Consider the following 24,499-nt stretch of genomic DNA (forward strand, 5'->3'; position numbering starts at 1 on the left):
TTCGCGCGCCCGTCCGCCCTGCGCCTGCCATGACCGAGATCCGCAACGTCGCCGCCGACCTCGCGCGCTTCAAGCGCCGCGTGCTGGTGATCGCGCTGGTGGTGCTGACGGCCTTTGTATTGCTGGGCCTGCGCCTGTTCCATCTGCAGGTCACGCGCCACGAGGAACTGGCCGAGCGCGCCGAGAGCAACCGCACGGCCGTGGTGCCGGTGGTGCCCAACCGCGGGCTGATCCTGGACCGCAACGGTGTGATCCTGGCCTCCAACTACTCGGCCTACACGCTGGAGATCACGCCCTCCAAGGCGGGCGACCTGGAGCAGACCATCGACGAACTGGCCAAGATCGTCGAGATCCAGCCGCGCGACCGCCGTCGTTTCAAGCGCCTGCGCGAGGACTCGCGCAGCTTCGACTCCATTCCCATCCGCACTCGCCTCACCGACGAGGAGGTCGCCCGCTTCGCGGCCCAGCGCTACCGCTTCCCTGGCGTGGAGATCAAGGCGCGGCTCTTCCGCAGCTACCCGATGGGCGAGCTGGCCAGCCATGTGCTGGGCTACATCGGCCGCATCAACCAGCGCGAGAAGGCAGCCATGGAGGACTGGCCCGAAGAGGACCAGGCCAACTACAAAGGCACCGACTACATCGGCAAGCTGGGCATCGAGCAGAGCTACGAGAAGGTGCTGCACGGGCAGACGGGCGTCGAGCAGATGGAGACCTCGGCCGGCGGCCGCGCGGTGCGACGGCTGGCCAGCCATCCGGCCACGCCTGGCAATACCGTCATGCTGTCGCTGGACATCAAGCTGCAGAAGCTGGTGGAGGACATGTTCGGCGACCGCCGCGGCGCGCTGGTGGCGCTCGATCCGCGCAACGGCGAGGTGCTGGCCTTCGTCAGCAAGCCGACCTTCAACCCGAATCTCTTCGTCGAGGGCATCGACAGCGAAAGCTGGGCCGCGCTCAACGAGTCCATCGACAAGCCGCTGCTCAACCGCGCCCTGCGCGGCACCTACCCGCCCGGCTCCACCTACAAGCCCTTCATGGCACTGGGCGCGCTCGAGCTGGGCAAGCGCTCGCCCACGCTGGTGATCAACGACCCCGGCTACTACACCTATGGCGGCCACACCTTCCGCAGCCACGAGGGCGGCCTGGGCGGCGTGGACATGGTGCGGGCCCTCCAGTTCTCCAGCAACACCTACTTCTATTCGCTGGCGGTGGACATGGGCGTGGACACCATCCACGACTTCATGAAGCCGCTGGGCTTCGGCCAGATCACCGGTATCGACCTGCCCGGCGAGGTGCGCGGCGTGCTGCCCAGCACCGAGTGGAAGCGCAGCGTCAACAAGCGGCCGGAGGCCCGGCGCTGGTACTCGGGCGAGACGGTGTCGCTGGGCATCGGCCAGGGCTACAACAACTTCACCATGCTGCAGCTGGCCTCGGCCGAGGCGACGCTCGCCAACGGCGGAACCAAGTTCCGGCCGCATGTGGTCAAGGCCATCAAGAACACCGTGACCGGGCAGGTGCAGGAAGAGATCCAGCCGCCGGGCGAGAACCTCGGCTTCAAGGCGAAGAACATCGACATCGTGCGGGCGGGCCTGGTGGCGGTGAACAAGGCCGGCACGGGCACGCGCATCTTTGCCGGCGCGCCCTACACCTCGGCCGGCAAGACCGGCACCGCCCAGGCGGTGAGCCTGGGCCAGAACGTCAAGTACAACGCCAAGGCGCTGGAGGAGCACCAGCGCGACCATTCGCTGTTCGCCGCCTTCGCGCCGGCCGAGAACCCGCGCATCGCGCTCGCCGTGATCGTGGAGAACGCCGGCTTCGGTGCCGCCGCGGCGGCGCCCATCGTGCGGCGGGTGTTCGACTACTGGCTGCTGGGCCAGTACCCCAACGAGCAGGACATGGCCGCGGTGCGCGCGGGCAAGGCGGCCGCACCCATCGGGCAGCCGCTGCCGGCGACAGAGGTGGCGCTGCCGTCCTCGACTGCGTCGGCCGCCACGGCGCCCTGAGCGCGGTGCCTTCGACGCAGCAGGGCGTTCCTGGCGCGCGCCCTCGGTGCCATGCCGGCGTCTTCAGCCGTGGTGGGCATCGACGCGCGGGCGCGACCGCCCACCCCTGTCAACCGACGCTCACCGCAGGAACGCGTCGTAGGCCGTCTTGCAGATGAGCGCGCTCACCACGACGATGAAGGCGCCGCGCACGAAGCCGGCCCCATGCCGAAGCGCGAGCCGCGTGCCGATCAGGCTGCCGCTGATGTTGGCCACGGCCATCGCCAGCCCGAGCGTCCAGATCACATGCCCCTTGAGCCCGAAGAGCAGCAGCGCACCGAGGTTGGTCATGATGTTGATGACCTTGGCGCTGGCCGACGCATGCAGGAAGTCGTGGCCCAGCCAACGCACGAACAGGAAGATCAGGAAGCTGCCTGTGCCCGGCCCGAAGATGCCGTCGTAGAAGCCCAGCAGCAGGCCGACGGCACCGGTGGCGGCCAGTTCGGCCTTGCCCGCGAAGCGCGGCTGGTGCGTGAGGCCCAGGTCTTTGCGCGCCAGGGTGTAGAGCAGCAGCGCCCCCAGCACCACGGGCAGCGCCTTGCGCAGCGCATCCGTCGGCACCCAGGTGACCACCCAGGCGCCCGTGAGCGAACCGCCGAAGGCCAGCACCGCCGCCACCGACAGCGAGCGCCAGGGCAGGCGCACGCGCCGCAGGTACTGCGCGGCCGAGGCGGCCGTGCCCCAGACCGAGGCGCTCTTGTTGGTGCCCAGCAGCGTGGCACCGGCGGTGTCGGGAAAGGCGGCGAACAGCGCTGGCACCAGCACCAGCCCGCCGCCGCCGACGATCGCGTCCATGAATCCCGCCGTCAGCGAGGCCAATGCCATCCATGCCCATTCCATAGGGGCAGGATTGTCGCAGCGGAAACGCTCCTGTTTTGGGAGCGGCAGAGCGGCCGTTATGTAGCGCTCTCGGCAGGATGTGGGCAGGTCCGCTCGGGTGATGGACAAAAAAAAGCGCCGACTGAGCGGCGCTTTGAAAGTTGTCTGGCTTCTCGTCGGACGGAGGCCTTTGGGAATCTCATGAATTTTGATTTTTCTGGATTTGTCTCCTCAGACCCTCGCGCATCAGCAGGGCGGTGCCTGCTGCGAGTGGCAGGACTTTAGGTCCTGCACCGCGGTAGTGCATTGGGACTAACCCGTGGCCCGGATTCGGGCAGCGTGCGGGCATCGGGGACGCCGCCCAGGCGCCCGCATCCCGTCGGCGCGCATGGGCGGATGCGCGGCTAGATCTCGATCTTGGAGCCCAGCTCCACCACCGCGTTGTTCGGCAGGCTCATGAAGTCGGCCACGCCGCTGGCGTTGTGGTGCATCTGCGCGAACAGCTTCTCGCGCCAGGGTGCCATGCCGCTGCCCAGCGTCGGGATCACGGTGTCGCGCGAGATGAAGTAGCTGGTGGTCATCGGCTCCAGCTGGCAGCCGCGCAGCTTGGCCTGCTCCAGCGCGCGGGGCAGGTCGATGTCGTTCTTGAAGCCGTAGTGGATGGTGATCTGCCAGCAGTGGTGGCCCAGCGGCTCCATCTCGACCCGGCGCTCCATGGGCACCCAGGGCACCTCGTGGTTGCGCACCGTGACGAACAGGTTCTGCTCGTGCAGCACCTTGTTGTGCTTGAGGTTGTGCAGCAGCGCCGTGGGCACCACGCCGGCCTCTGACGTGAGGAAGACGGCCGTGCCCTCGACGCGCGCCGGCGGGCTGACGAACACCGCCTCCAGGAAGCTGCGCAGATCGATGGCGTCGGCGCGTTGGGCATCGCCCATGAGGCTGCGTCCGCGCTTCCAGGTGATCATCAACGTGAAAACGCCCATGCCGATCATGACCGTGAACCAGCCGCCCTGCGGCAGCTTGAGCAGGTTGGAGGCGAAGAAGGCGAAGTCGATGACGAAGAAGATGGCCGTCGCGCCCAGGCACAGCAGCAGCGGCAGCTTCCACGCATAGCGGATCACGAAGAAGGTGAGCATCGTCGTGATCAGCATGTCGGTGGTCACGGCGATGCCGTAGGCCGCGGCAAGGTTGCTGGAGCTGCGGAACATCACCACTGCCAGCACGATGGCCACGAACAGCGACCAGTTGATGAAGGGGATGTAGATCTGCCCGGCCGAGCGCGCGCTGGTGTGCTCGATGCGCAGCCGCGGCAGGTAGCCCAGCTGGATCACCTGCCGCGTGACGCTGAAGGCGCCCGTCAGCATGGCCTGCGAGGCGATCACTGTGGCGGCCGTGGCCAGCAGCACGACGGGCACTACTGCCCACTCGGGCGCCATCAGGAAGAAGGGGTTCTTCACCGCCGCCGGATTGCCCAGCAGCAAGGCGCCCTGGCCGAAGTAGTTGAGCACCAGGGCCGGCATCACCACCGAGAACCAGGCGATGCGGATCGGGCCCTTGCCGAAGTGGCCCATGTCCGCATACAGCGCCTCGGCCCCGGTCACGCACAGCACCGTCGCGCCCAGGATGATGAAGCTGGTGCCCGGGTTGTCCCAGATGAAGCGCAGCATGTAGTGCGGGCTGACGGCCTTGAGGATCTCGGGGTGCGTCAGGATCTGCGCCACGCCCAGCAGTGCCAGCACGCCGAACCAGGTGAGCGTGATCGGTCCGAAGAAACGGCCGATGCCGGCCGTGCCGCGCTTCTGCACCGCGAACAGGCAGAACAGCACCACCAGCGTGATCGGGATGACGTAGCCGGTAAAGTGCGGTGACACCACTTCCAGGCCTTCGACCGCGGAGAGCACCGAGATGGCCGGCGTGATCACGCCGTCGCCATAGAAGAGGGCGGTGCCGAAGATGCCCAGTGCCAGCATGCCGTTGCGCAGGCGCGGCTTGTCGGCCACCGCCCGCGAGGCCAGTGCCAGCATGGCCACCAGGCCGCCTTCGCCCTCGTTGTCGGCCCGCAGCACCAGCACCACGTACTTCAGCGAAACGATGATGGTCATCGTCCAGAAGATCATCGAGAGCATGCCGTACACGTTCTCGATGGTGAACGGCACGTGGCCGTGGCCGAAGATTTCCTTGATGGCGTACAGCACGCTCGTGCCGATGTCGCCATAGACGATGCCGATGGCGCCGAGCACGAGCGCCGGCATGGAAGACTTGGAGGCAGACACGAAGTGGCGAGGAAAGGGCTGGGCCGCGCCTCACCCCGCCGGCGGCCTGGCGGCGCCGGGGAGCCAAGCTCCGCCCTCGTTTTTCCGTTGCTGTGGAAGTGTGGATTGTGCGCGCCGCCCATGTCGCCGCAAGCCCGCGCGGGCGTCGGCCGGGCGGCGCCGGATCACTCGTAGACCTCGGCCTCGGGGTTGGTGGCCTCGAGTTCGTAGGAGGCGGCGACCATGGCCAGCCGACCGATCACGCCGTACATGTAGAAGCGGTTGGGCGCGCTGGCGCCCGGCTTGGCGCCCGGCTGGGGCAGGTGGCCGCTCTGCGAGAAGGCCAGCGGCACGAAGCTCGCGCCCGGCAGGGCCAGGCTCTCGTCCGGGCCGCGGTCAGGGTGGACGCGGTAGAAGCCGCCCACCACGTAGCGGTCCATCATGTAGACCACCGGCTCCGCCATGCCGTCGTGCACGCGCTCGCGCGTGAGCACGCCTTCCTGCACGACCACGTCGGTTGGGCCGGCGTCGTCGGTGGTGGCGCCGGCCATGGCCTTCTGGCGCGGCTTCTTGGTCAGGGCCTCGAGTTCCTTGACATCGCGGATGGTCGAGATCGGCAGCGTGCTGGCGCCGTTCTCGCTCTTGACGATGACGAAGGGCTTCTCGTTGATGCCGTATTCCTTGTACTTGCGGCGCACCTTGGTCAGCACCTGGTCGACCGCCGCCGTCAGGCCCTCGACGCCCTTGCCGCGGGCCAGGTCCACGCCCTCGGCGCGGCCATAGATCGACTGGATCAGCCAGGGATCGATGCCCAGCAGCTTGCCGAAGCGCTTGGAGACTTCCTCGTAGCTGTGGAAGTGGTTGCTCTTGCGCCGCACCGACCAGCCGGCATGCAGCGGCGGCAGCAGGTACTGCTCATGCAGGTCCTCCAGGATGCCGGGCGTGCCGGCGGCCAGGTCGGTGTTGAGCAGGATGGTGCACGGGTCGAAGTTCTTCAGGCCCAGGCGGCGCTTGCTGCGCACCACCGGCTCCAGGCAGACGGTGCTGCCGTCGGGCAGCTCCACCTTCTTGGGCGACTTGATGGCCGGGTCGATGGAGCCGACGCGCACGTTCAACCCGGCCATCTGGAAGATGCGCACCAGCTGGGCCACGTTGGCCATGTACGAGGTGTTGCGGCCGCGGTTCTCGGGGATGACCAGCAGGTTGCGGGCCTCGGGGCAGATCTTCTCGATCGCGGCCTGGGCAGCCTGCACCGCCAGCGGCAGCATCTCGGTGGTCAGGTAGTTCCAGCCGCCAGGGAAGAAGTTGGCGTCCACCGGCGCCAGCTTGAAGCCGGCGTTGCGCACGTCCACCGCTGTGTAGAAGGGTGGGGTGTGCTCCATCCACTCGAGCCGGAACCAGCGCTCGATGGCAGGCATGCTGTCGAGGATGCGCTGCTCGAGTTCGTTGATCGGGCCGGTCAGGGCGGTGACGAGATGCGGAACCATGCGGCTGCCTTGTTATGCGGGTTTGCGGCCAGAGGCGGACCGGCGATTGTAGGCAGCCGGCCTGACCGCTCCCATGACAGCGCAGCGGCCTCTTGCTGGTACGCAGCCGGGTCAGCGGCGGATCTCGCCCTGCCCCAGAACGATGTACTTCAGCGAGGTCAGCCCCTCGATGCCCACCGGGCCGCGGGCGTGGAACTTGTCCGTGCTGATGCCGATTTCGGCGCCCAGCCCGTATTCGAAGCCATCCGCGAAGCGCGTGCTCGCATTCACCATCACGCTGGCCGAATCGACCTCACGCAGGAAACGCTGCGCATGGCTGTGGTCGTTGGTGACGATGGCGTCGGTGTGGTGGCTGGAATAGCGGTTGATATGGTCGATGGCCTCGTCCACACCGTCCACCAACTTGATGCTGATGATCGGCGCCAGGTATTCCTCGAACCAGTCCTGCTCGGTGGCGGCCACCACGCCCGGCTGGCCGGCCAGCAGGGCTGCCGCCTCGGCGTCGCAGCGCATCTCCACGCCCTTGGCGGCGAAGACGGCGCCGATGCGCGGCAGGAAGGCCGGCGCGATGGCGCGGGCCACCAGCAGGCCCTCGGTGGCGTTACAGGGGCTGTACTTCTGCGTCTTGGCGTTGTCGACCAGCGTGACGGCCATGTCCAGATCGGCGCTGTCATCGACGAAGGTGTGGCAGTTGCCGTCGAGGTGCTTGATGACCGGCACCTTGGCTTCGCGGCTGATGCGCTCGATCAGGCCCTTGCCGCCGCGCGGGATGATCACGTCCACGTACTCGGGCATGGCCACCAGGCGGCCGACGGCGTCGCGGTCGGTGGTGGGCACCAGCTGGACGGCGTCCTCGGGAAGGCCGGCGTCCAGCAGCGCGGCGCGCACCAGGGCCGCCAGGGCCTTGTTGGAGTCGATGGCCTCCGAGCCGCCGCGCAGGATGGCAGCGTTACCGCTCTTGATCGCCAGGCTGGCCGCCTCGATGGTCACGTTGGGCCGGCTCTCGTAGATCATGCCGAACACGCCGATGGGCACCCGCATCTGGCCCACGCGGATGCCGCTCGGCTGCTGCTTCATGCCGATGATCTCGCCGATCACGTCGGGCATGGCGGCCAGCTGCTCGCAGCCTTCGGCGCAGGTGGCGATGACCTTGGGCGTGAGCTTGAGGCGGTCCACCATCGGCTCGGCCAGACCGGCCGCGCGGGCGCGCTCCAGGTCGCGGGCGTTGTGCTCGGCCAGTGGCTCCACGCTCGCCCGCAGCCGTTCGGCCAGGCTGCGCAGCGCACGGGCCTTGGCCGCGGCGCTGGCCTTGGCCATCTGCGCCGACGCCGCGCGCGCCTGGGCGCCCAGCGTGTTCATCAGTTCGAGGGTGGAGATCGCGTTCATGGACGCGATTTTCTCACCGGGCCCGTGCCCGGGGCGAGGCGAGGGGATCGCGGCTGCTTCGGCCGAAGCTTGTGTAGGCCAACCGCCCTCGCACCGTTCGGGCTGAGCCTGTCGGAGCCCGGCCCGAACGCCCAGCCTCTCAATCCGCCTGCTGCAGCAGCGACCAGACCCGCACCGGCGTCAGCGGCATCTGCAGACGGGGTGCGAGCGCGCCGCGCCTGTTGCGCGCGAGCGCATCCGCCACCGCGTTCACCACCGCCGGCGTGGCGCCGATGGTGCCCAGCTCGCCCACGCCCTTCACGCCCAGCGGGTTGTTCTTGCAGGGCACCGACTCGTCCATCTCGGTGCGGAAGTCGGGCGCCGTGCCGGCCACCGGCAGGGCGTAGTCCATCAGGCTGCCCGTGACCAACTGGCCGGTGGCGTCGTCGTAGACCACCTGCTCCAGCAGCGCCTGGCCGATGCCCTGCACGGCGCCGCCGTCGAGCTGGCCGCGCACGATCATCGGATTGACCACGCGGCCGACGTCGTTGACCGAGGCATAGGCGACCACCGCCACGTCGCCGGTCTGCGGATCGACCTCGACCTCGCAGACATGGCAGCCGTTCGGCCAGGTGGGGCCGTCCACCTTGCTGGTCGAGTCGACGAAGATCCGGCCCTCGGCCTGCCGGCCGGCCAGTTCGAACAGGCCGATGCCCAGGTCGGTGCCGCGCACGGTGAAGCGGCCCTGGCCGTAGTCGATGTCGGCGGCCGCCGCCTCCAGCGCCTCGGCCGCCAGCTCGCGACCGCGGGCCAAGGTGCGGTCGGCGCCGGTGCGCATGGCCGAGCCGCCGGTGAACAGCGAGCGCGAACCCGCGCTGCCGAAGCCATTGCCGCGGTCGGTGTCGCCCAGCACCACGCGCACCTGCTCGATAGGCACACCGAAGGCGTCCACCACCAGCTGCGCCAGCGTGGTGGCGATGCCCTGGCCCATGGCGTTGACGGCCGAATAGACCTCGATCACGCCGTCGGCCTGCACGTCCACCGTCACGCGTTCCTCGAACACGTTGCCGCCCGTCCATTCGAGGAAGGTGGCGATCCCCAGGCCGCGCCACAGCCCGCGCGCGGCCGACTCCGCGGCGCGGGCGTCGAAGCCGTCCCAGTCGGCGAAGGCCAGGCCGCGGTCCATCATGTGCTCGAAGGCGCCGGTGTCGTAGGTCTGGCGCATCGGGTTGGTGTAGGGCATCTGCTCCGGGCGGATGAAGTTGCGCCGGCGCAGGGTCACGCGGTCGATGCCGGTCTGCCGCGCCGCCTCGTCCATCAGCCGCTCGATGAGGAAGATGGCCTCGGGCCGGCCGGCGCCGCGGTAGGCGCCGGTGGGCGACTGGTTGGTCATCACCGCGCGGAAGTGGAAGTCGATGACCGGGATGTCGTAGACGCTCGTCTGCACCCAGGGGCCAATCAGCAGCTGGATGGCCACGCCCGTGCCCGTCGGGTAGGCGCCCACGTTGGCGTCGCTGTGCACGCGCAGGGCAAGCACGCGGCCGTTGGCGTCCAGGGCCATGGCGGCGCGGGCGCGCACGTCGCGGCCGTGGGTGGTGGTGAGGAATTCCTCGGAGCGCTCGCCGGTCCACTTGACGCCGCGGCCGAGTGCCTTGGCAGCGAAGGCCACCACCGCGTCCTCAGGGTACAGGCCGGTCTTCATGCCGAAGCCGCCCCCCACGTCGCTCACTCGCACGCGGATCTGCTCGGCCGGCAGCCCGAGCACCGTCGCCAGCGTGCCGCGCACGCCGGTGGGCATCTGGGTGCTCATCTGCAGGCTGAGGCGGCCGTCCTGGGCGTCGACCTCGGCCAGCACGGCGCGCGGCTCCAGCGTGACGGCGGCGACGCGCTGGTTGTCGATGGTGAGTTCGACGACGTGCGCAGCCTGGGCGAAGGCGCGGGCCGTGGCCTCCGCATCGCCGTGGCGCATCTCGGCGCTGATGTTGTCGGGGGCCGCGTCGCACAGGGCCGGCGCGCCTTCGGCCAGCGCGGCATCGAGGGTGGGGATGGCAGGCAGGTCTTCGTAGTCGACCCACACGGCCTCGGCGGCATCCTTGGCGGCTTGCAGCGAAGTGGCGACCACGGCCACCACCGGCTCGCCGACGAATCGCACCACGTCGTGCGCCAGCGGCAGCCGTGCTGCGGTCACGCCGGGCGAGCCGTCGGCGCGCACGAAGCCGGCCACGCCGGGGATGGGCTGGACGCCCTGGGCCACCAGGTCGGCGCCGGTGTAGACGGCCAGCACGCCCGGCATTGCCCGCGCGGCGTCGGCGTCGATGCTGCGGATGCGCGCATGCGGATGGGGTGAGCGCTGGAAGGCCAGCGCGGCGCAGTCCGGCGTCAGGATGTCGTCGGTGTAGCGGCCGCGGCCGGCGAGCAGGGCTTCATCTTCCAGCCGGCGCACGGCCTGGCCGCTGCCGAAGCGGCCGGCGGAAGGGGCGGGGGTCGAAGCGGCGGAATGCACTTTGTCCAGCATGGGTGTCTCCGTGGAGGGAAAAGGTGTTGCACGTACCGCCGCCCGTTTTACCCGGTTCATCGTTGGCACGCTTGCGGTGCGGGCCATGGCCATCGGGCGGCCGGACGGCGCTGGCGCCATGCAAGCGCCGCGCCGCCCTGTCCTGTAGGTCGGGCTATTTGCGCGCGTCGCGCAGTTCGCGCCGCAGGATCTTGCCCACGGGCGTCTTGGGAAGGTCGGTGCGGAACTCGATGATCTTGGGCCGCTTGTAGCCGGTCAGGTTGTCGTGGCAGAAGCTGCGCACCTGCTCCTCGGTGAGGGCCGGGTCCTTCTTGACGATCACCAGCTTGACGGCCTCGCCGGTCTTGTCGTCGGGCACGCCGACCACCGCGCACTCGAGCACGCCGGGCAGGGTGGCCACCACGTCCTCGACCTCGTTGGGATACACGTTGAAGCCGCTGACCAACACCATGTCCTTCTTGCGGTCCACGATCCTGGTGTAGCCGCGCTCGTCCATCACGCCCAGGTCGCCGGTCTTGAACCAGCCGTCCGCGGTCATGACCTTGGCCGTCTCGTCCGGGCGCTGCCAGTAGCCGGCCATCACCTGCGGGCCGCGCAATGCGATCTCGCCCACCTGACCCAGCGGCACCGGCTGGCCGGCATCGTCCAGCAACGTGATCTCGGTGCTGGGCAGCGGCACGCCGATGGTGCCGCTGTATTCCTGGCTGGTGGTCGGGTTGCAGGTGGCCGAGGGCGAAGTCTCGGACAGGCCGTAGCCCTCGCAGATCGGGCAGCCGGTCTTGTCCAGCCACAGCTTGGCCACCGCGCTTTGCACCGCCATGCCGCCGCCCACCGAGATCTTGAGGTGGCTCCAGTCGACGGTGTTGAAGTCCGGATGGTTGGCCAGGCCGTTGAACAGCGTGTTGACCGCCGGGAAGCTGTGGATGCGGTGTTTGGACAGATCCTTGAGCGTGGCGGCCAGGTCGCGCGGATTGGGGATGAGGATCAGCAGGCCGCCCGTGCGCATCGACAGCATCATGCCGACCGTGAAGGCGAAGATGTGATACAGCGGCAGCGCACACACGGTGGTGGGCTGCTCGCCCTGCGGCACGCGCTGCATCACGGGGCTGTTCCAGGCCTGCGACTGCAGCACGTTGGCGATCACGTTGCGGTGCAGGAGCACCGCGCCCTTGCTCACGCCGGTGGTGCCGCCGGTGTACTGCAGCACCGCCACGTCGTCGCCGCCGATGGCCGGCGCCTGCAGGCCGCGGCGGCGGCCCTGCGACAGTGCGTCATTGAAGCGCACGGCGCCCGGCAGGCTGAAGGCCGGCACCAGCTTCTTCACGTTGCGCACCACGTAGTTGACGATGGCGCCCTTGAGCAGGCCCAGCCGGTCGCCCATGGAGGCCAGCACCACATGCTTGACCATCGAATTCGCGATGCACTTCTGCAGCGTATTCGCGAAGTTCTCCATGATCACGATGGCCTTGGCGCCGCTGTCCTTGAGCTGGTGCTCCAGTTCGCGCGCCGTGTACAGCGGATTCACGTTCACCAGGATCAGGCCTGCGCGCAGGATGGCCGCCACCGCGATGGGGTACTGCGGGCAGTTGGGCATCATCACCGCCACGCGGTCGCCCTTGGCCAGGCCCAGTCCCTGCAGGTAGCCGGCGAAGGACTGGCTGGCGCGGTCCACCTCGCCATAGCTCACCAGCTTGCCCATGAAGCTGTACGCGGGGCGGTCCGCATAGCGGCTGAAGCTCTCGTCCATCAGCGCCACCAGCGAGGCGTACTGCGCGGGGTCGATGTCGGCAGGCACGCCCGGCGGATAGCTGCTGAGCCAGGGGCGGTCGGTCATGTGCGAAGTCTCCAGTGTCCTGAATGAAAAGCGGCCGCTGCTGCGGCGGCGGCCGGGGCTCTTGAAATCGTAGCAAAGCGGCGGTGGCGGCCGCGCCGCCGCCCGGGACGTGGCAGGGGCTTACTCGACCGCCTTCATCATGTCCTCGACCACCTTCTTGGCGTCGCCGAAGACCATCATGGTCTTGTCCATGTAGAAGAGCTCGTTGTCCAGGCCCGCATAGCCGGCTGCCATCGAGCGTTTGTTCACAATCACCGTCTTGGCCTTGTAGGCCTCCAGGATCGGCATGCCGTAGATCGGGCTGCCCTTGGTGTGCGCGGCCGGGTTCACCACGTCGTTGGCGCCCAGGATGATGGCCACGTCGGCCTGGCCGAACTCGCTGTTGATGTCCTCCATCTCGAAGACCTGGTCGTACGGCACCTCGGCCTCGGCCAGCAGCACGTTCATGTGGCCGGGCATGCGGCCGGCCACCGGATGGATGGCGTACTTGACGGTGACGCCCTTGTCGGTGAGCTTCTGCGCCAGTTCCTTGACGGCATGCTGGGCGCGCGCCACGGCCAGGCCGTAGCCGGGCACGATGATCACCGTCTCGGCATTGCCCAGCACGAAGGCGGCATCGTCGGCGCTGCCGCTCTTGACCGGGCGCTGCACCGCGCTGCCGGCCGTGGCCGCGGTGGCCTCGCCGCCGAAGCCGCCCAGGATCACGCTGAAGAAGGAGCGGTTCATCGCCTTGCACATGATGTAGCTCAGGATCGCGCCCGAGCTGCCCACCAGCGAGCCGGCAATGATCAGCATGCTGTTGTTGAGCGAGAAGCCGATGCCCGCCGCCGCCCAGCCCGAATAGCTGTTGAGCATCGACACCACCACCGGCATGTCGGCGCCGCCGATGGGGATGATGATCAGCACGCCCATCACGAAGGCCAGGGCCAGCATGAGCAGGAAGGCGCTCCAGCTTTCGGTGGCCATGTACACCAGGCCCAGGCCGATGGTCGCCAGGCCGAGCACCAGGTTCACCGCATGCTGGCCCTTGAACTGCACCGGCGCGCCCTGGAAGAGGCGGAACTTGTACTTGCCCGACAGCTTGCCGAAGGCGATGACCGAGCCGCTGAAGGTGATGGCGCCGATGGCGGCACCGAGGAAGAGCTCCAGCCGGTTGCCGTAGGGAATCGGCATCCGCGCCACGCCCTGGGTGATCACGATGCCGGCCTGGGTGGTGTAGGTGACCATGCCCGTGGCCGGCGGAGGCACGATGCCGAAGGCCCAGGGCTCCACCACCGCCGCCACGGCGATGAACACCGCCGCCAGGCCGATCATGCTGTGCATGAAGGCGACCAGCTCGGGCATCTTGGTCATCTCCACACGCTGGGCCATGAAGGCGCCGGCACCACCGCCGATCACCAGACCGACCAGCACCCAGCCCAGTCCCAGCGGCGAGCCGGCCAGGCGCACGATCAGTGCCGCCGTGGTCAGCACGGCGATGGTCATGCCCACCATGCCGAAGACGTTGCCGCGGATCGAGGTGGTCGGGTGCGACAGGCCCTTGAGCGCCTGGATGAAGCAGACGCTGGCCACCAGGTAGAGCAGCGTGACGAGGTTCATCGACATGGTGTCATTTCCCCTCGGCGCCGGTGGAGGAAGCGGGCGCCTTGCGCTCCTTCTTCTTGAACATCTCCAGCATCCGGCGCGTGACCAGGAAGCCGCCGAAGACGTTGACCGCGGCCAGCGCCACGGCTGCCACGCCCATCACCTTGCCCAGCGGCGTGGTGGTGAGCGCCGCCGCCAGCATGGCGCCGACGATGACGATGGCCGAGATGGCGTTGGTCACGGCCATCAGCGGCGTGTGCAGCGCGGGCGTGACGGTCCACACCACGTGGTAGCCGACATAGATGGCCAGCACGAAGATGGTGAGGTTGATGAGGGTCGGGTTGACGATGTCCATGGTGCGCGTTCCTTCTTCTCAAGCCTTGCGGGTGACCTGGCCGTCCTGCGCGACGCGGCAGGCGGCGACGATGTCGTCCTCGAGGTCGATCTTGAGGCCGCCCTCCTTGGGCAGGATCAGCTTGAGGAAGTCCAGCACGTTGCGGGCGTAGAGCGCCGAGGCATCGGCGGCCACCAGGGCGGGCAGGTTGGTCTCGCCGATGAGCGTCACGCCGTGGCGCACCACCGTGCGGTCAGCCTCGGTCAGCGGGCAGTTGCCGCCGGTCATGCCGCCGTGCACGTCCGGACCGCGGCCGGCGGCGATGTCGACGATCACCGCGCCGGGCTTCATGGCCCGCACCATGGCCTCGGTGATCAGCGTGGGCGCGGGCCGGCCGGGGATCAGCGCGGTGGAGATCACCACGTCGGCCTGGGCCACGCGCTTGGCCACCTCGGCCTGCTGGCGGGTGAGCCAGCTCGCGGGCATCGGCCTGGCATAGCCGCCCACGCCTTCGGCGGCTTCGCGCTCCTCCTGCGTTTCGTACGGCACGTCGATGAACTTGGCGCCCAGCGACTCGACCTGTTCCTTGACGCTGGGGCGCACGTCGCTGGCCTCGATGACGGCGCCCAGGCGTTTGGCGGTGGCGATGGCCTGCAGCCCTGCGACGCCCACGCCCAGCACGACCACGCGGGCTGCCTTCACGGTGCCTGCGGCCGTCATCAGCATCGGGAAGAAGCGCTGGTAGGCGTTGGCGGCCATCATCACCGCCTTGTAGCCGGCGATGTTGGCCTGGCTGGAGAGCACGTCCATGCTCTGCGCGCGCGTGGTGCGCGGTGCGGCTTCCAGCGCGAAGGCGGTCAGCCCGGCCGAAGCCAGTCGCTGCAGGCCGGGCGCGTCGTGGGGATTGAGCATGCCGACCACGACCGTGCCGGGCTTCATGGCGGCGCATTCGATGTCGGTGGGCGCGCGAACCTTGAGCACCAGTTCGGCCCCCAGCGCCCCCGCGGCATCCGTGGTCTGCGCCCCGGCGGCCTCATAGGCGGCGTCGGGGGCGCTGGCGGCAAGGCCGGCCCCGGACTGGATGAGCACCTGGTGGCCTTGGGCCACCAGCTTCTTGGCGGTCTCGGGCGTGACGGCCACGCGCGATTCACCGGCCACGCACTCGGCGGGCACTCCGATCAGCATCTTGGAATCTCCTCGTCACCACAGCGGCTCGGCCGCCCCAACTTCGCCAAAGCTTACAGTAACTTGACGGGCCCCGGCGCGCCTGGGCGACAAGCCGTCGCCGTGCCACCGACCGCCACGCCGACGGCAGGAGACGATTTCCGTGCGGAACTTCCTTCACGCGGAGGGCCCTGGATGGGTAGCATGCCGCGCCGCCTGGGCGAAGACATGATGCTCGACAGACCCGAGGCGAATGGGAGAGAGGGAATGCGCATTGCGGTGCTGGACGACGAACTGGATCAACAGGCGCTGATCAGCGCGGCGCTGACCGAAGCAGGCCACGAGTGCCACTGCTTCGACCGCAGTGCCGATCTGCAGCCCGGCCTGCGTGCCAAGGAGTTCGATCTGCTCGTCCTCGACTGGGATCTGCCCAACCTCGACATCGGCGCCCTCCTGCGGCTCGTGCGGGAAAGCTTCGGCACCTCGGTGCCGGTGATCCTGCTCACGCACCGGTGCGACGAGGCGGACCTGGTCGAGGCGCTGGGTGCCGGCGCCGACGGCTTCATCAGCAAGCCCCTGCGCGTCGCCGAACTCCAGGCCCGTGCCGAAGCGCTGATGCGGCGGGCACGCTTCTCGGTCGGCGGCGACCAGCCTCAGGACTATGGACGCTACCGCTTCCTGCCCGCCGCCCGCCAACTGCTGATGGACGGCCAGCCCGTCGAGCTCAAGAACCGCGAGTACGAACTGGCCCTGCTGTTGTTCCAGAACCTGGGACGGCTGCTGAGCCGGGACTACCTGCGTGCCACCATCTGGGGCAGTGCCCGCGAGGACGGCTCCCGCTCGCTGGACACCCACATCTCCCGGGTCCGCAGCAAGCTCGCGCTGCGCCCCGAACATGGATTCATGCTGACCGCCACCTACGGCATGGGTTACCGACTCGAATCCGTGGACCCGTCGGAGATGCCCCGGTCGTCGCTGCGCGCGTTCGGCTGACGGGCTCGCTTCCCTGCCTTGCGAGGTCGGCTGCCTGTTGCCCGGCGCGAACCTCCTGCCGCGGCAGACGTGCATGCGATGGCGGGCGCGCTAAAGTGCGCGGCTTTCCCCCGCCGTGCTGCCCTTCATGCGGGCGTCCGCGGCACTGCCCGGCGGGCGAGGAACGCACCACCTCGCCCGTCGGGCATGCAACCTGTCCGGAGATCCTTTCATGCGCTGGAGACCCAATGTGACCGTGGCGGCGGTCATCGAGAAGGAAGGCCGCTTCCTGCTGGTGGAAGAGCACACGGACCGGGGACTGCGCCTGAACACCCCAGCCGGTCACCTCGAAGCCGGCGAGACGCCCGCCGAAGGCTGCGCCCGCGAGGCCCTGGAGGAAACGGCCCATGCCTTCACGCCCACGTCCATCGTGGGTATCTACATGGCCCGCTTCGAGCGCCGCTCGCCCGGCGACGAGGGCGACACCGACATCACCTATCTGCGCTTCGCCTTTGCCGGGCAGGTCGGCGCGCTCGATCCCGGGCGGGCGCTGGACGAGGGCATCGTGCGCACGCTGTGGATGACGCCGGAGGAGATCCGTGCCAGTGTCGAGCGCCACCGCAGCCCGCTGCTGCTGCAATGTGTGGAGGACTATTTGGCAGGCCAGCGGCATCCGCTGGACCTGATCCACACCGACCGCTCGGTGCACATGCCGGGGCCGGCCTGAGGACCCTGGTTGTCCGGGGCGCGGCCGCAGATCCTGCCGCAAGCCGTGCCGGTCTCAGGGCCGGCCGTACATGAAGCCCGTCGGCGCTTCCGTTCCCTCGATCCGGTCGATGAGCCGCAGCAGCGGCGTCAGCTCGCGATAGCGGCTGGCGGTGGTGCGGATGTAGCCGATGAAGCGGGGCGCATCGGCCAGGTACTTGGGCTTGCCATCGCGCAGGGTGAGGCGGGCGAAGATGCCTGCGACCTTCAGGTGGCGCTGCAGGCCCATCCATTCGACGGCACGGTAGAACTCGCCGAAATCGTCGCCCACCGGCAACCCGGCCTTTCGCGCGGCCTGCCAGTAGCGCACCGTCACGTCGATCACGAATTCCTCGTCCCAGCTCAGGAAGGCGTCGCGCATCAGGCTGGCGATGTCGTAGGTGATGGGGCCATGCACCGCGTCCTGGAAGTCGAGCACGCCCAGCACGTCGGGGTCTGCGCCGACCATCAGGTTGCGGGGCATGAAGTCCCGGTGAACATACACCGCAGGCGAGGCCAGGTTGGTGCGCACGATCAGGTCATAGGCCTGCTGCAGCGTGGCCGTCTGCGCCGCGTCGAGCGTCACGCCCCGGTGGCGCCCCAGATACCAGTCGGGGAAGAGGGCGAGCTCGCGGCGCAGCAGTGCTTCGTCATAGGCAGGCAGCACGCCGGGGCGGGAGGCCTGCTGCCAGCGCACCAGCGCGTCCACCGCCTGCTGGTAGCGGGGCAAGTTGGCCGCGGGCTGCTCGCGGTCGATCACGTCCAGCAGGGTGTGCGTGCCCAGGTCGTCCAGCAGCAGGAAGCCGTTGGGCTCGTCCCAGTCCAGGATCTGCGGCACCCGCACGCCGGCCTCGCGCATCAGCGCGGCGACCTGCACGAAGGGGCGGGCATCCTCCTGGGCAGGGGGCGCATCCATCACGATGCGGGAGAGGCCGGGCGCCCTGCCGTCGATGCGGAAATAGCGGCGGAAGCTGGCGTCGGCGGAAGCAGGGCGCAGGGTGGCGGGTTGCAGGGCGTGGGCCGGCGCGATGCGGGCCAGCCAGGCCTCGAACACCCGGCCCCGGGACGCATCGGCCCAGGCGATGGAAGCCGGGCCGGAAGGGGGCGCTGAAGCGGTCATGGATAATCAACATTCTACAAATCCGCCCTCTCCCAGATGGGCGCGTGCCGGCCGCAGGACCGGCCGCCTCCAGCGCCGAGACGCTTGCCACACGCATCCATGCCAGACCAGAGCCGCGCCCCCGGGCACCGACGCCTGCCGCCGCTGCCCCTTGCGCTGCTGACGCTGGCGCTCGCGGCCGTCCAGGGCGCCTGGGCGCAGTCTGCGCCCGCCTTGCCCGACGAGCCGCCGCTGGTGCTGCGCCGCAGCCCCCAGCTCACTGAGAACATCCTCCCGACGGAGCGCAGCCAGCGTCCCAGCATCGTGCAGGGCGACCGCATCTCCGGCCGTCCCGACCTGGAGACCACCGTGGAGGGCAACGCCTCCCTGCGCCGCGGTGATACGGTCATCCGCGCCGACCGTCTCAACTACGACCAGCCGCAGGACCTGGCCACCGCCGAAGGGGACGTGCGCGTCAACCAGGCCGGCAACATCTACGAGGGGCCGCGGCTGCAGCTCAAGCTCGAGACCTTCGAGGGTTTCTTCGACAGCGTTCGCTACCAGCTGCTGACCAACGGTGCCCATGGCACGGCGGACCGCGTCGATTTCGTCGATTCCGACCGAACGATCGCGCGCCGGGCCACCTACACCACCTGCCGCCGCGAGGACGATCAGCCGGGCTGGAAGCCGGCCTGGTTCCTCAGCGCCGAGAACCTCCGCACCGACAGCGCCGAGGGCGTCGGCGTCGCCGAGAACGTGCAACTGCACTTCATGGGCATGAGTTCGCCGGCCCTGCCCAGCGTGAGCTTTCCGCTGGACGACCAGCGCAAGAGTGGCATCCTGCCGCCGGTCATCGGCATGGACAGCGTCAACGGCCTGGAGTTGACGCTGCCCTACTACTGGAACATTGCGCCCAACCGCGACGCCACCTTCACGCCCTCGGTGATGAGCAAGCGGGGCATCAATATCGCGAACGAGTTCCGCTACCTCGAGAAGGACTACAGCGGCGAGGTGCGCTTCGACCTCATGCCTGACGACCAGCTGCGCAACCGCGACCGCTGGGGCCTGTGGCTGCGCCACCGGCAGAACTTCAACGCCGGCACCCTCGGCATGGACACGCTCAGTGCCAATCTGTCGGTGGACCGGGTCAGCGACGACGACTACTGGCGCGACTTCACCCGCACGCCCACGCTGACCTCGCGTCAGCTGTCGGCCGACGGCACGGTCAACTGGAGCAAGGGCGACTGGAGCGGCCGCCTGTTCGCCCAGAAGTGGCAGACGCTCACCTACACCGAGGCGCCGATCACGCCGGCCTACGACCGCCTGCCCCAGCTCACGGCCAATTACGCGCTGTACGACTGGAACGGCTTCGACTTCAGCTTCAACAACGAGCTGACGCGCTTCAGCGCCAATTCGACCCAGCAGGGCCAGCCGAACGCCGACCGGCTGTTCTCGCAGGTGCAACTGTCGAGGCCCTTCGTGCGGCCGGGCTACTACGTCACGCCCAAGCTCACGCTGTCGGGTACCAGCTACAGCTTCGACGGCCCGCTGTCCAACGGCGCGACCTCGGCCAACCGCACGGTGCCGACCTTCAGCCTCGACACGGGCATGACCTTCGAGCGCGAGACCAGTCTCTTCGGCAAGGCCTATACGCAGACGCTGGAGCCGCGCGCCTTCTTCGTCAACACGCCCTATCGCGACCAGAGCACGCTGCCGGTCTACGACACCGCCAAGAGCGACCTGAGCCTGGCGTCGCTCTTCACCGAGAACGAATTCACCGGCAATGACCGCATCTCGGCCACCAAGGCGGTCACCCTGGGCGTGACGTCCCGGCTGATCGACCCCGACACCGGCTTCGAACGGGCCCGTTTCGGCATTGCGCAGCGGCGGCGGTTGTCCGACCAGCTGGTGACGCTGCCGGGCGGCACCGCCGCCACCGACCGGGCATCCGACGTGGTGACGGGCGCGCAGATCAACATCAATCCACAGTGGAGTGTCGAAGGCGCGGTCCAGTACAACCCGCAGATCGACAAGTCGGAGCGCCGCGCCATCACCGCGCGCTACACGCCCGGCCCGTACCGCTCGCTCAGTGCCTCGTACCGATACCAGGACGACCGTATCTCCGTCAACAACTCGGGCTACGAATCCATCGACCTGGGCTGGCAATGGCCGCTGAACGACCTGTGGGGCGACAAGGGCTCGCCCAAGGCCGGCGGTGGGCTGGGCGGCGGGCGCTGGTATGCCGTCGGCCGCGTCAACTACAGCCTGCGCGACAAGGTGGTCACCGATGCAGTGATGGGCGTCGAGTACGACGGCTGCTGCTACATCGGGCGCGTCGTGCTGGAGAAGGTCAGCACCGGTGTGGCCACGACCACCAAGCGCATCATGTTCCAGATCGAGTTCATGGGCTTCACCAGCCTCGGAACCAGCCCGATGCGCACGCTTCAAACCAATGTGCCGCGCTACCGTTCGCTGCGCGAGCCCACGCTGGCGCCGAGCCGTTTCACCAACTATGAGTGAGCAAGACCCCGCCCGCCTCGCCGGCGACGGGGGCTTTCTCCAGCCCGCCCGCCTGTCCGGGCGTGGCGCTTGATCCAGGAGGCCAACGCCATGAGATTCCAGCTTTCCGTCTTCGCCCTGTCGTGCGCGGCCCTGCTGGCCGCCACGCCGGCTGCGCAGGCCCAGCAGGGTGGCGCCGCCACACGCCAGGGTGCCTCGGCCCAGCAAGGCCGCAGTGCCCAGGCGGCCACACCCCGTCGGGGCATCACCGACATCATGCGTGAAGGTCCCGCCACCTCCACGCTGCCGCCGCCCGTCTCTGCGGCGGCGCAGCCGCAGGGCCAGCGGGCCGCGGAATACATCGTGGCGCTGGTCAATTCCGAGCCGATCACCAACACCCAGGTCCAGAAGCGGGTGGAGCGCATCCTGCGCGAGGCCGGGCCGGAGGCGCAGCGGATCCCGCGCGACCAGATCAACCGCCAGGTGCTCGAGCAGATCATCGCCGAGCGTGCGCAGCTGCAGCTGGCCAAGGAACTGGGCGTGCGTGTGGATGCCATGGCCATCGACCAGGCGGAGGAAGTCGTGGCGCGGCAGAACCAGGTCAGCCTGCCAGAGCTGCGTCGCCGGGTGAGCGAGGCCGGTATCTCGCGCGACGAGTTCCGCAACAACCTGCGCGACCAGCTGCTGCTCACCCGCCTGCGCGAACGCGAGCTGGAAGGCCGCGTGAAGGTCAGCGACGACGAGATCGATCAGTTCCTGCGCGAGCAGCGTGCGGCCGCGAGCAGCGCCGCGCCCGACATCAATCTCGCCCAGGTGCTGGTCACGGTGCCCGAAAAGGCGACGGCCGCGCAGATCGCCGAGGCGCAGAAGCGCGCGGAGGACATCGCCCGCCGCGCCCGCGCCGGCGAGGACTTCTCCCAGCTGGCCACCCAGCTGTCCGACGCACCCGATGCCAAAGGCACCGGCGGCGTGCTGGGGCTGCGTGCGGCCGACCGCTATCCGCCGCTGTTCGTCGAAGCGACGCAGTCCACGCCTGTGGGCGGCATCGTCGGTCCGGTGCGCTCGGGCGCGGGCTTCCATGTGCTGAAGGTGCTGGCCAAGCAGAATGCCGCCTCGCCGGATTCCGTGGTCACGCAGACGCAGGTGCGCCATATCCTGATGCGCCCCGACACGCGCCGTACGCCGGAGCAGATCGTTTCGCTCATGACCGACTTCAAGCGTCGCATCCAGGCCGGCACGGCCGACTTCGCCGCGCTGGCCCGCGAGAACTCGCAGGACACCGTCAGCGCCCGCGAGGGCGGCGAGCTGGGCTGGTCCACGCCGGGCCAGTTCGTGCCGGAGTTCGAAGAGGCCATGAGCCGCCTGCAGCCCGGCCAGATCAGCGACCCCATCGTCACCCGGTTCGGCATTCACCTGATCCAGGTCGAGGGCCGGCGCGAGGCCAAGCTCAATCCCGCCGAACTGCGCGAAGCGGCGCGCAATGTGCTGCGGGACCGCAAGATGGAAGATGCCTACGAGGCCTGGGCCCAGGAAGTGCGCCAGCGTGCCTACGTGGAAATGCGCGAGCCGCCGGCCTCCTGAGCGTGATCGCCGCCGCGCTACCCCCGCCCGCATGAAACCCCACGCCCCGCGCAAGCGCTTCGGACAGCATTTCCTGACCGACGATGCCATCATCGACGGCATCGTCCGCGAGATCGCGCCGCGTCCCGGCGACGCCATGGTCGAGATTGGGCCGGGCCTGGCCGCGCTCACGCAGCCCCTGGTCGAGCGGCTCGGGCGCCTGACGGTGGTCGAGCTGGACCGCGACCTGGCCGCACGGCTGCGCAGCCATCCACAGCTGACCGTCGTCGAGGCGGATGTGCTGACGGTGGATTTCGGTGTCTTGGCCGATACGGCGGGCCAGCGGCTGCGGGTGGCAGGCAACCTGCCCTACAACATCTCCACGCCCATCCTCTTCCATCTGCTGCGCTTTGCCGATCGGATCGCCGACCAGCATTTCATGCTGCAGAAGGAAGTGATCGACCGCATGGTGGCCGACCCTTCCACCTCCGACTACGGCCGCCTGTCGGTGATGCTCCAGTGGCGCTACGCCATGGAAAACGTGCTCTTCGTGCCACCGGAAAGCTTCGACCCGCCGCCCCGCGTGGACAGCGCGGTGGTGCGGATGGTGCCGCGCGAGGCGCCGGCGGCGTTGGACCCTGCTCTGCTCGAGCGCATCGTGCAACTGGCCTTCAGCCAACGCCGCAAGCTGCTGCGCCACACCCTGGGCCGCTGGCTGGACGAGCAACACTTCGCCGGCCAGTTCGACGTACAGCGCCGCGCCGAGGAAGTGCCGGTGGACGAGTATGTGGCGCTCGCGCAGGCACTTCCTTCGGTGTCCTGAAAGAAGGCCGGCGCCGCGGTGCGCCGTGGCGCAGTCGTACTCGAGGCTTGCGTCGCGCCCAAGAAAAAGCCCGCCGTTTGGCGGGCTTCGTTCGTCAGCGCCCGGTCCGGAGGCTCAGGCGGCAGACAGCCAGTAGCTGCTGTTGAAAGGGCTGCTCATGCGCAGCGCCTGCGGGGATACGTCCACCAGCTTGTCGGTGGGCATCTTCTCTTCGCCGCTCAGGTCGATGCCATCGACGGGGGCGGTGGTGGTCACCGGGGCCTCGCTGGCCCGTTCTGCTTGGCCGGCTTGTGCAGAACGGGCTACAGAAAAGAATAGAAGCATCGGAAGGGCACTTTCCGGTCACCCCAGTAGTCGGCGGCGTCCCGGAAGATGTCGAGCAGTTGCTCGCGCGCTTCCTTGTCGAATTTGGCATGCGCCGGGATCTGCTCCAGCACCACGACGAAGCCCGGCTGCGGGCCCGACTTGTACAGCGGGTCGGTCATGCAGTCGTAGAGGGCGTCGAAGTTCTTGCCGAAGTGCGCCGGGAAGGTGAACTGCTGCGCGATCAGGTCGAGCACGTCCTGCTTGCTCTGGGCAACGGCCAGGTTGGCATAGAGGAAGTGGTGGCCCGCTTCTTGCGCCGCCTGCTGCAGATCGGCCACGCGAAAGGCGCGAATCGACTGCACGATGTTCGGCCGCACGCCCTTGAGAGGCTGCTCATTCATCTCCGCTGTTCTTTCCATGATGGTCAAGACTTGTTCCGGACGCGTTGGTGCGTCAACCCATGACGTGCGCATCAGGGCACGATCTTTCTGAAACTGGCGTAGTGGTCGGCCGTGTACCAGCAACCATCGGGTCGGCTGGGCTGCTGGCCCCCGCACACGATCCGGCGCGCGCCGCGGTTGCTCGCGCCCGGCGTCCTGACTGTGTACTCGCGGTAGTAGCCGCGCGGTTCACGAGGCAGGAGTCGCTCGCGGTTGCCGAAGACCGTGCCGTCCTTCTCGTGAGGGAAGGGGCCGCCTTGCAGGATGGTTCGGTAGGTTTGCTGGCCCTGGGGAGGCAGTTCCGCCAGTGCAATCGAAGTGCCCCGGTCCGTCGTCTCCCGGGCGGATGCGGCGGGCATCCCCGCCAATCCTCCCCACAAGGCTGCCGCAAGAACGCCAACGCGCGTGAACTTGGAAACCGGGGAAGAAATCGAGGCGAAAACCGCCATGAGGCACCGGAAGGCTAAAGAACGGGACTGCGATTTACGGGTTAACCCGTAAATTCAAGCCCGCCAGTGTGCCCCAGTGCTGCCTAAATAGCAAGCGAATGCCCAAGGATTGGGCAATGGGAATGCCCTGCGAAGTGCCAAAAAGTTGACGCTCCGCAGAGTTGGCACCAGCATGGTGCGGGGCAGACAGGCGCATTGCGCGCCTGCCGCCCGA

General features: G+C 68.6%; 19 protein-coding genes. 6 read left to right on the top strand and 13 right to left on the bottom strand.

All coding sequences use genetic code 11. The features are described 5' to 3' along the window. Positions 1–29 precede the first annotated feature (29 nt). Entirely contained in the window at positions 30–2,000 is a 1,971-nt protein-coding gene (gene mrdA / locus KBC94_RS04345) for a penicillin-binding protein 2 (protein WP_294366654.1), read from the top strand. Positions 2,001–2,120: 120 nt separating this feature from the next. Here the strand turns inward: mrdA and KBC94_RS04350 are convergent, their stop codons facing one another. From KBC94_RS04350 to KBC94_RS04390, 9 genes are all read right to left on the bottom strand, one after another. Then, positions 2,121–2,879 carry a TSUP family transporter gene (locus KBC94_RS04350; protein WP_294366656.1) on the bottom strand — a complete coding sequence of 253 codons (759 nt, stop codon included), beginning with the start codon at positions 2,877–2,879 and terminating at the stop codon, positions 2,121–2,123. A gap of 383 nt (positions 2,880–3,262) precedes the next feature. After that, positions 3,263–5,131, bottom strand: coding sequence for a potassium transporter Kup (locus KBC94_RS04355; RefSeq protein ID WP_294366663.1), 1,869 nt, complete (start codon positions 5,129–5,131; stop codon positions 3,263–3,265). Between the two features lie 164 nt (positions 5,132–5,295). Further along, entirely contained in the window at positions 5,296–6,597 is a 1,302-nt protein-coding gene (gene gshA, locus KBC94_RS04360) for a glutamate--cysteine ligase (RefSeq protein WP_234197242.1), read from the bottom strand. 111 nt (positions 6,598–6,708) lie between these two features. Further along, the gene (locus KBC94_RS04365; RefSeq protein WP_294366781.1) at positions 6,709–7,992 is read right to left on the bottom strand and encodes a glutamate-5-semialdehyde dehydrogenase; all 1,284 of its coding nucleotides are present in this window, start codon (positions 7,990–7,992) and stop codon (positions 6,709–6,711) included. A gap of 130 nt (positions 7,993–8,122) precedes the next feature. After that, positions 8,123–10,477, bottom strand: a complete 2,355-nt coding sequence (locus KBC94_RS04370; protein WP_294366667.1) for a xanthine dehydrogenase family protein molybdopterin-binding subunit — start codon at positions 10,475–10,477, stop codon at positions 8,123–8,125. Positions 10,478–10,631: 154 nt separating this feature from the next. Continuing rightward, positions 10,632–12,311 carry a long-chain-fatty-acid--CoA ligase gene (locus KBC94_RS04375; RefSeq protein ID WP_294366669.1) on the bottom strand — a complete coding sequence of 560 codons (1,680 nt, stop codon included), beginning with the start codon at positions 12,309–12,311 and terminating at the stop codon, positions 10,632–10,634. A gap of 120 nt (positions 12,312–12,431) precedes the next feature. Beyond that, the gene (locus KBC94_RS04380) at positions 12,432–13,916 is read right to left on the bottom strand and encodes an NAD(P)(+) transhydrogenase (Re/Si-specific) subunit beta (protein WP_294366672.1); all 1,485 of its coding nucleotides are present in this window, start codon (positions 13,914–13,916) and stop codon (positions 12,432–12,434) included. A gap of 4 nt (positions 13,917–13,920) precedes the next feature. Then, positions 13,921–14,250, bottom strand: coding sequence for an NAD(P) transhydrogenase subunit alpha (locus KBC94_RS04385; protein WP_017759014.1), 330 nt, complete (start codon positions 14,248–14,250; stop codon positions 13,921–13,923). A gap of 18 nt (positions 14,251–14,268) precedes the next feature. Beyond that, on the bottom strand, positions 14,269–15,414 hold the full coding sequence (locus KBC94_RS04390; RefSeq protein ID WP_294366675.1) for a Re/Si-specific NAD(P)(+) transhydrogenase subunit alpha: 1,146 nt from the start codon (positions 15,412–15,414) through the stop codon (positions 14,269–14,271). A gap of 183 nt (positions 15,415–15,597) precedes the next feature. On the opposite strand from KBC94_RS04390, the gene KBC94_RS04395 reads away from it, so the two are divergent. Together KBC94_RS04395 and KBC94_RS04400 are read left to right on the top strand one after the other, a co-directional pair. Next, complete coding sequence (locus tag KBC94_RS04395) at positions 15,598–16,386, top strand: response regulator transcription factor (RefSeq protein ID WP_366934642.1); 789 nt, start codon at positions 15,598–15,600, stop codon at positions 16,384–16,386. A 211-nt stretch (positions 16,387–16,597) separates the two neighbouring features. After that, entirely contained in the window at positions 16,598–17,092 is a 495-nt protein-coding gene (locus tag KBC94_RS04400) for an NUDIX hydrolase (protein ID WP_294366677.1), read from the top strand. A 54-nt stretch (positions 17,093–17,146) separates the two neighbouring features. On the opposite strand, the gene KBC94_RS04405 is transcribed toward KBC94_RS04400, so the two are convergent. After that, positions 17,147–18,229, bottom strand: coding sequence for a phosphotransferase (locus tag KBC94_RS04405; protein ID WP_294366679.1), 1,083 nt, complete (start codon positions 18,227–18,229; stop codon positions 17,147–17,149). 99 nt (positions 18,230–18,328) lie between these two features. Between KBC94_RS04405 and KBC94_RS04410 the strand changes: the two genes are divergently transcribed. From KBC94_RS04410 to rsmA, 3 genes are all read left to right on the top strand, one after another. Next, positions 18,329–20,728, top strand: a complete 2,400-nt coding sequence (locus tag KBC94_RS04410) for an LPS-assembly protein LptD (RefSeq protein ID WP_294366681.1) — start codon at positions 18,329–18,331, stop codon at positions 20,726–20,728. Positions 20,729–20,818: 90 nt separating this feature from the next. After that, positions 20,819–22,288 carry a peptidylprolyl isomerase gene (locus KBC94_RS04415; RefSeq protein WP_294366683.1) on the top strand — a complete coding sequence of 490 codons (1,470 nt, stop codon included), beginning with the start codon at positions 20,819–20,821 and terminating at the stop codon, positions 22,286–22,288. Positions 22,289–22,319: 31 nt separating this feature from the next. Next, on the top strand, positions 22,320–23,090 hold the full coding sequence (rsmA, locus tag KBC94_RS04420) for a 16S rRNA (adenine(1518)-N(6)/adenine(1519)-N(6))-dimethyltransferase RsmA (RefSeq protein WP_294366685.1): 771 nt from the start codon (positions 22,320–22,322) through the stop codon (positions 23,088–23,090). Between the two features lie 114 nt (positions 23,091–23,204). Here rsmA and KBC94_RS04425 read toward each other — a convergent pair whose 3' ends face one another. From KBC94_RS04425 to KBC94_RS04435, 3 genes are read right to left on the bottom strand one after another with little or no spacing between them, the layout of a single operon-like run. Beyond that, on the bottom strand, positions 23,205–23,345 hold the full coding sequence (locus tag KBC94_RS04425) for a hypothetical protein (RefSeq protein ID WP_017759369.1): 141 nt from the start codon (positions 23,343–23,345) through the stop codon (positions 23,205–23,207). A gap of 47 nt (positions 23,346–23,392) precedes the next feature. Then, positions 23,393–23,815 (bottom strand): barstar family protein, encoded by a 423-nt coding sequence (locus KBC94_RS04430; protein WP_043112550.1) that lies wholly within the window; start codon positions 23,813–23,815, stop codon positions 23,393–23,395. A 53-nt stretch (positions 23,816–23,868) separates the two neighbouring features. After that, positions 23,869–24,195: a ribonuclease domain-containing protein gene (locus KBC94_RS04435; protein ID WP_017759371.1), complete on the bottom strand. Its 327-nt coding sequence runs from the start codon at positions 24,193–24,195 to the stop codon at positions 23,869–23,871. Between the last annotated feature and the right edge of the window lie 304 nt (positions 24,196–24,499).

Source organism: Pseudacidovorax sp. (assembly GCF_017991995.1).
In the GTDB taxonomy this organism is placed as follows: Bacteria; Pseudomonadota; Gammaproteobacteria; order Burkholderiales; family Burkholderiaceae_C; genus Xenophilus.